Genomic DNA, 6857 nt, shown 5'->3' with positions numbered 1-6857 from the left:
ACGGCCCCGACCCACAACCGCAACCGATGGCGCCACGCGCACCCCCACCGCACCCGCACAGGCCGCCGCAGGCACCCCGGCCCAAGCGCCGCAGGCACCCGCAGGCACCCCGCCCAAGCGCCGCAGGCCACCGCAGGCACCCACAGGCACCCGCAAGCTCACGCCTCCCCCGCCGCCGCCCGATCCAGCAGCCCCGTCCGGGCAGCCAGCGCCGCCGCCTCCAGCCGGGAGCCGACCCCCAGTTTCATCAGCACCCGCTGGACGTGCGTCCGGGCGGTGGACGGAGCGATGCCCATCCCCGCCGCGATCAGGCGGGTGTCCTCCCCGTCCGCCACCCGGACCAGGACCTCGACCTCCCTCGGCGTGAGCATCTGCAGCAGCCGCTGCCCCTCGTCGTCGGGCTGCGCAGCCGGATTCAGCAGCTCACCGAAGGCCCCCTGCAACAGCGCCGGCGCCACCGCCGCCTCCCCCGCCCGCGCCTTCATGATCGCCCGCTCGACCCCCTCTATGCGCTCGTCGTGCCGCACGTACCCCGAGGCCCCGGCCGCAAAGGCCGCCGCGATACCGCGCGGACTCGGCACCGGCCCCAGCACCACCACCGCCACCTGCGGCCGCTCCCGCTTGACCCGCACCACCGGATCGAAGATCCCCGGTTCGGCCGGCGTCGCCGTGCCCAGCAGGCACACCTCCGGCGCCCGGCTGATCACCAGCTCCGCCGCGCCCGCGGCAGGCGCCGTCGCGGCCAGCACCCGGTGCCCCCGCAGCTTCAGCGCCGAGGCCAGCGCCTCGGCGAGCAATCGGTGGTCATCGACCACCATGAGCCGCACTCCCATCGAGCAACCCCCCAGTCACCCCGATACCCCCCGGCACGGACAGCGGCAGCCCCCTCCCGGCCCCCCGCCCCGCCCTTCATGCCCCGGGAAGTTACACGCTTGTTCGACGTTGCGCTCCCCCTACCGGTGATAACTGCCCCGGATCGCCGAAATTCCTCGCAATACGGCCCCGTCCCTGAGCAGGGACGGGGCCGTTCGTCGCACAGAACTCCAGCAGCCGGTCAGCCGCTCGTACCGAACGCGACCGCCAGGTACTCCTTCTCGTCGGCACTGGTCAGTTCACTGGCGTACACCTGCGACATGTACAGGTGGCCCTGCGAGTACAGGATCTCGGCGTACTCCGGCAGCATGCTGGTCTCCACGTCCCGCACCGTCTCGGTCGCCGGGTTCTCCAGCAGCGTGGTCTGCTTGAACGAACCGCCGTCGATGCTGACGATCTGGCCGCCCTTGTCGTACGGCGGGCGCTTGTAGGCCAGCACGTTGCCGCCGTCCATGCGCAGCGGGGTGATCGTGTAGCCGTCACCGGCGTCGGCGCGCTGCCCGGTCTGCTTGCCGGTGGCCAGGTCGAACGCGACGACCTCATTGGTGCGGCTGTACCCCTCGCCGCCGCCCTCGTGCTCCTCGGTCGGGATGTACAGCCGGTCTCCGCCGACCGCGAGCCCCGTGCAGTGCTCGATCTTCGTGATCGTGTCGCAGCGCGCCGCGAACTGCTCGCCGGGCGCCGAGATGCGGGTGCGCAGTTCGCCGGTCTTGTTGTCGATGGAGAAGAAGTCCGAGATGCCGCTGCCGTCACCGGCGGAGTCGCCGACGTCGGCGGCCACGACCAGCGGGTCGGTCGAGACGACCCCGGCGTACTCGATGCCCTTGGCCATCTTGTACTCCGAGATCACCTTCCCGGTCTTGGGGTCGATGGTCTGGATGTTGAGCTGGCGGGCGTCGTACGAACCGCACTTGCGCACCGCGACGAGCTTCGCGCCGCCGCCGTAGCCCGCGTCGTAGCAGGAGTCGGTCGTCTTCGGGGACCACAGGATGTCGCCCGTGGCGACGTCGAAGGCCACGCCGCCGCTGGTGCTGCCGGCGGCGACGGTGCCGCCGCTGATCGTGACGTTGTCGAAGGAGATCAGCTGGTCACCGGCCTTGCCGGTCTTCGTCCACACCTTCTTGCCCGCGTCCAGGTCGATCAGAGCGACCTGGCTGCAGCCGTGCGAGGGCTCGGCCTTGGTCGGCATGTCGGGCTGGTAGACGACGACCGCCTTGTTGTCCTCGGTGACGTGCTTGCCGGCCGTGCACACCGGACCGTCCAGCTTGATCGTCCACAGCTTGCTGCCCTTGTCGGGGTCGTAGCCGACGATCTCGGCGATCCCGCTCTTGGCGTACACCTTGTCGGTGAGCCAGGAACCGGAGACGACGACGCTGCTGTCGTCCTTGCTCACCGGCGGCGACGGGACCTGGAAGAGCACCTTGGCGGACGGGTCGGCGGGCACCTTCTCCTCGCCGCCGGACGATGTGCCGCCGGTACCGCCCTTGTCGTCCTTGCCGCCCTTGCCACCGGTGCCGCCGCTGGAGCTCGCGGTGTCGTCCTTGCCGCCGTCGTCACCGGAACCGGCGTACCAGATGCCGCCGCCGATGATCAGGGCGATCGCGACGACGGCGGAGACGATGATCGCCACCTGCGTGTTGATCTTGCGCCCGCCGCCCGAGCCGCCCGCCTGGGGCTGCAGCGGCACGGTCGCCTGCGGGTAGCCGTAGCCGGGCTGACCGGGCTGCTGGCCGTACGGGTTCGGCGGCTGGCCGTAGGGCCCCGGCTGCTGCGGCTGTCCATAGGGACCGGGCTGCTGACCCGGGTAGCCGTAACCGGGCTGGGGCGTCGGCGGGGCCTGCGGGTACCCGTACCCGGGCTGCGGCGCAGCCGACGGCGGGGTCGGCGGCGCCTGCGGGGGCGTCTGCGGTGCCTGGGGCGTCTGCGGTGCCTGCGGATAGCCGTACCCGGGCTGCGGAGCCTTGCCCAGGTTCGGCCCGCTTCCGCCGGGCGCGGGCTGCGGCGGCGGGTCCTGCGGTGGGCCGAACCCTCCCCCCTGCGGCGGCTGGTTGGGCGGCGGGGGCGGCGGCTGGGTCATGACGTGAGTACCTCGAAGAGCGAAGACGACGAATGCGACGGGAACGACCGGGCGGAGAAGATCACTTGCCGTAGGCGAGCATCAACTTCTCCTTCGTGTCGTCGTTGCCGGTCAGGCGGGTGGTGGAGATGTAGAAGCGCCCGTCGACCCAGTCGATCGCCTTGGAGTAGAAGCTGTTCTCGATGTCCGCGGTGCCCTGCGGGTTCTGCAGCAGCTCGACCGGCTTGTGGCTGCTGCCACCGGTCGGGATCGACACGACCTGCCCGCCGGCGTCGTACGACGGCCGCACATACGCGATGAGCTGGTCGCCCTCGACCTTCATCGGCATCATCGTCTCGTCGGCCGGGGACTTCACCCGCCACTTCTCCTTGCCGTTGGCGAGGTTGACCGCGACGATCTCGTTCGCGCCGGTGGTCGCCTCGGTCGGCAGGTAGAGGGTGTCGCCGGCGACGGCGATGCCCGCGCAGCCCTGGAGATCGCGTTCGAGGATGGCCCAGCCGCACTCGGGGGCGAAGTCCTCGTCGAAGCCGACCTGCGAGCGGAACTTGCCGCCGGCGGTGAAGGTGGAGATGTTCCAGGCCTTCTTGTCCTCGTTGGTGCTGTAGATCACGACCGGGTCGACGGAGTAGGCCCGGGCGACCCGCCACCCCTTGTCGAACTTCTGGGTCCACAGGACCTTGCCGGTCTTGGGGTCGAGGCCCTGGACCTCGTCGTGCTCGTTGTTGCCGCCGGCGCCGCAGGAGGCGACCTGGAGCAGGCCCTTGCCGCCGGCGAACCCGGCGGGGAAGCAGGCGTCGTCGCCGTACCGCTTCTTGTCGTAGAGCTTCTTGCCGCTGGTCACGTCGTAGGCCGTGCCGGACTGGGAGCGGCCGACCATCAGGGTGGTGCCGGCGACGGTCAGTTCGACGGAGAGCGTGGAGTCGAACAGCTCGCCGTCGTCGACCTTCTGGGTCCAGCCCTTCTCGCCGGTGTCGAGGTCGATCTCCTGGAGCTGGTTGCACTTGGCGCGGTCGCTGGAGCCGCTCATGTAGGCGACGACGATCTTGTCGTCGGCGGTCTTCTCCGGGGTGACCGCACAGATCTTCTGCGGGAAGGCGATCGGGTCCCAGGTGGGCTTGCCGTCACCGACGTCGAAGGCGAAGAGCTGCTTGTACGCCGCCTTCACCGCGGTCTTGTCGGTGATCCACATGCCGGGGGCGTCGGCGCCGGAACCGGGCGCGTCGGGCGCCTCCTTGTACCAGAGCACCTTGGACTCGCCCGCCTGGCGGCCCTCGTTGAGGTCCTCGGTCTCCTCGCCGCCGTCGCCGCTGCCGTCGCCGGGGTTGAGCGGGGCACCGGAGACGGAGGGCTTGGCGTCGTCGCTCTTCTCGGCGACCGGCTTCTTGTCCTTGCCGTCGTCGCCCCCGGTGACCGCCCACACGCTGCCGCCGACGACGAGCAGGGCGACGACCGCGGCGCCGATGGCGAGGGCGGGCTTGCCCTTGAAGGGGTTGCGCGATCCGGAGCCGCCTGGCGGCGGGGTGCCGGGGGCGCCGGGGAACTGCGGCTGCGGGTAGCCGTAGCCGGGCTGCTGACCGTACGGACCCGGCTGCTGGGGCTGGGCGTACGGACCGGAGGTGTACGGGCCCGGCTGCGCGTAAGGCCCCGGCTGCTGCTGCGGGTAGCCGTACCCCGGCTGCGGCGCTCCGGACGGCGGGCCCTGCGGAGGCGGCGGGGTCTGCGGCGGGCCCTGCGGGGGCGGCGGGGCCCCGGACCCACCGCCCGGCGGCGGATCCTGCGGTGCTCCGAAGCCACCGGGCTGCGGCGGCTGGTTGGGCGGCTGAGTCATCAGCGCGTTCCCCCTTACTCACTGATTTTTAGCCACGCCCTGAGGTACGCGCGGATCTCAGAGTCGTACTCAGGCAGTCACTCAGACAGTCCTCAGACGGCCCTTTCTATCACCTGGCGCGGACACGGCACCGGGCCGTATCCGCCCCTGTTCCCAAGGGAGGACCGGCCCGTGATGCCTCTGTTACGCGCCTTCACGCCCCCTTCACGCGACGCGCGCGCCGTGACCGCGGCCGGTCAGGCGTCCTCCGCCAGTTCCAGCCAGCGCAGTTCCAGCTCCTCGCGCTGCCCCGTCAGGTCGCGCAGCTCGGCGTCCAGTTCGGCCACCTTCGCGAAGTCCGTGGCGTTCTCCGCGATCCGGGCGTGCAGCTTGGCCTCCTTCTCGGAGATCTTGTCCAACTGCCGCTCGATCTTCTGGAGTTCCTTCTTGGCGGCGCGCACGTCGGCGGCGCTCTTCTCGGGCACGTCCGCCGCCGCCTTCACCGCCGCCGGGGCGTTGGCCGCCGCCGCCTCCTCCATCTTCCGGCGCCGCTCCAGGTACTCGTCGATGCCGCGCGGCAGCATCCGCAGCGCGCCGTCGCCGAGCAGGGCGAAGACCCGGTCGGTGGTGCGCTCGACGAAGAACCGGTCGTGGGAGATGACGATCATCGAGCCGGGCCAGCCGTCGAGCAGGTCCTCCAGCTGGGTCAGGGTCTCGATGTCGAGGTCGTTGGTGGGCTCGTCGAGGAAGAGGACGTTGGGCTCGTCCATGAGCAGGCGCAGCAGCTGGAGCCGGCGCCGCTCACCGCCGGAGAGGTCGCCGACCGGCGTCCACTGCTTCTCCTTGGTGAACCCGAACGTCTCGCACAGCTGTCCGGCGGTCATCTCGCGGCCCTTGCCGAGGTCGACGCGTTCCCGGACCCGCTGCACGGCCTCCAGCACCCGCCAGTCCGGGTCCAGTTCGGCGACCTCCTGGGACAGGTAGGCCAGCTTGACGGTCTTGCCGACGCGTACCTGCCCGCCCGCCGGCTGCCGCTCGCCCTCGCTGTACGCGGCTTCGGCGAGCGCGCGCAGCAGGGAGGTCTTGCCCGCGCCGTTGACGCCGACGAGGCCGATGCGGTCGCCGGGACCGAGCTGCCAGGTGACGTGCTTGAGCAGCACCTTGGGGCCGGCCTGGACGGTCACGTCCTCCAGGTCGAAGACGGTCTTGCCGAGCCGGGAGGAGGCGAACTTCATCAGCTCGCTGCTGTCCCGGGGCGGCGGGACGTCCGCGATCAGCTCGTTGGCGGCCTCGACCCGGAAGCGCGGCTTGGAGGTGCGGGCGGGGGCGCCGCGCCGCAGCCAGGCCAGCTCCTTGCGGATCAGGTTCTGCCGCTTGGCCTCCTCGGTCGCGGCGATGCGCTCGCGTTCGGCGCGGGCGAAGACGTAGTCGGAGTAGCCGCCCTCGTACTCGTGGACGTCACCGCGCTGCACGTCCCACATCCGGGTGCAGACCTGGTCGAGGAACCAGCGGTCGTGGGTGACGCAGACGAGTGCGGAGCGCCGCTCCCGCAGGTGCCGGGCGAGCCAGGCGATGCCCTCGACGTCGAGGTGGTTGGTGGGCTCGTCCAGGACGATCAGGTCCTGCTCGTCGATGAGCAGCTTGGCGAGCGCGATGCGGCGCCGCTCGCCACCGGAGAGCGGCCCGATGACGGTGTCGAGCCCTTGCGGGAACCCGGGCAGGTCGAGGCCGCCGAACAGGCCGGTCAGCACGTCCCGGATCTTGGCGTTGCCCGCCCACTCGTGGTCGGCCATGTCGCCGATGACCTCGTGGCGGACGGTGGCCTCGGGGTCGAGGGAGTCGTGCTGGGTGAGCACGCCGAGGCTCAGCCCGCCGGAGTGGGTGACGCGGCCGGTGTCCGGCTCCTCCAGCTTGGCGAGCACCCGGATCATGGTGGTCTTGCCGTCGCCGTTGCGCCCGACGACACCGATGCGGTCCCCTTCGGAGACGCCGAGGGAGATGCCGTCGAGGAGTGCACGGGTGCCGTACACCTTGCTGACGTTCTCGACATTGACCAGGTTGACGGCCATTTCTCTCCTGCCTGGGGGATCGATCAGCTTT

The 6857-nt window shown here is 71.0% G+C and carries 4 protein-coding genes; all 4 read right to left on the bottom strand.

The genetic code is table 11. From position 1 onward, the window contains the following. Positions 1-158: 158 nt before the first annotated feature. The 4 genes from IE260_RS15615 to IE260_RS15600 all read right to left on the bottom strand — a co-directional run bounded on the left by IE260_RS15615 (position 159) and on the right by IE260_RS15600 (position 6826). Positions 159-833: a helix-turn-helix transcriptional regulator gene (locus IE260_RS15615; RefSeq protein ID WP_189872115.1), complete on the bottom strand. Its 675-nt coding sequence runs from the start codon at positions 831-833 to the stop codon at positions 159-161. Positions 834-1054: 221 nt separating this feature from the next. Continuing rightward, on the bottom strand, positions 1055-2950 hold the full coding sequence (locus IE260_RS15610) for an outer membrane protein assembly factor BamB family protein (protein WP_189872113.1): 1896 nt from the start codon (positions 2948-2950) through the stop codon (positions 1055-1057). 61 nt (positions 2951-3011) lie between these two features. Further along, positions 3012-4778: an outer membrane protein assembly factor BamB family protein gene (locus tag IE260_RS15605; RefSeq protein ID WP_189872111.1), complete on the bottom strand. Its 1767-nt coding sequence runs from the start codon at positions 4776-4778 to the stop codon at positions 3012-3014. Positions 4779-5014: 236 nt separating this feature from the next. Continuing rightward, positions 5015-6826: an ABC-F family ATP-binding cassette domain-containing protein gene (locus IE260_RS15600; RefSeq protein ID WP_189872109.1), complete on the bottom strand. Its 1812-nt coding sequence runs from the start codon at positions 6824-6826 to the stop codon at positions 5015-5017. Positions 6827-6857: the final 31 nt, after the last annotated feature.

This window comes from Streptomyces viridiviolaceus (assembly GCF_014650995.1).
GTDB classification, from domain to species: domain Bacteria; phylum Actinomycetota; class Actinomycetes; order Streptomycetales; family Streptomycetaceae; genus Streptomyces; species Streptomyces viridiviolaceus.
Note: the sequence above shows the minus strand (reverse complement) of the source record. Positions and strands in the feature narration are given on the sequence as shown.

Excerpts from the sequence above, each read along its gene's own strand:
- IE260_RS15605 (WP_189872111.1), bottom strand. The coding sequence starts at position 4,778 with ATGACTCAGCCGCCCAACCAGCCGCCGCAGCCCGGTGGCTTCGGAGCA.
- IE260_RS15610 (WP_189872113.1), bottom strand. The coding sequence starts at position 2,950 with ATGACCCAGCCGCCGCCCCCGCCGCCCAACCAGCCGCCGCAGGGGGGA.
- IE260_RS15615 (WP_189872115.1), bottom strand. The coding sequence starts at position 833 with ATGGGAGTGCGGCTCATGGTGGTCGATGACCACCGATTGCTCGCCGAG.
- IE260_RS15600 (WP_189872109.1), bottom strand. The coding sequence starts at position 6,826 with ATGGCCGTCAACCTGGTCAATGTCGAGAACGTCAGCAAGGTGTACGGC.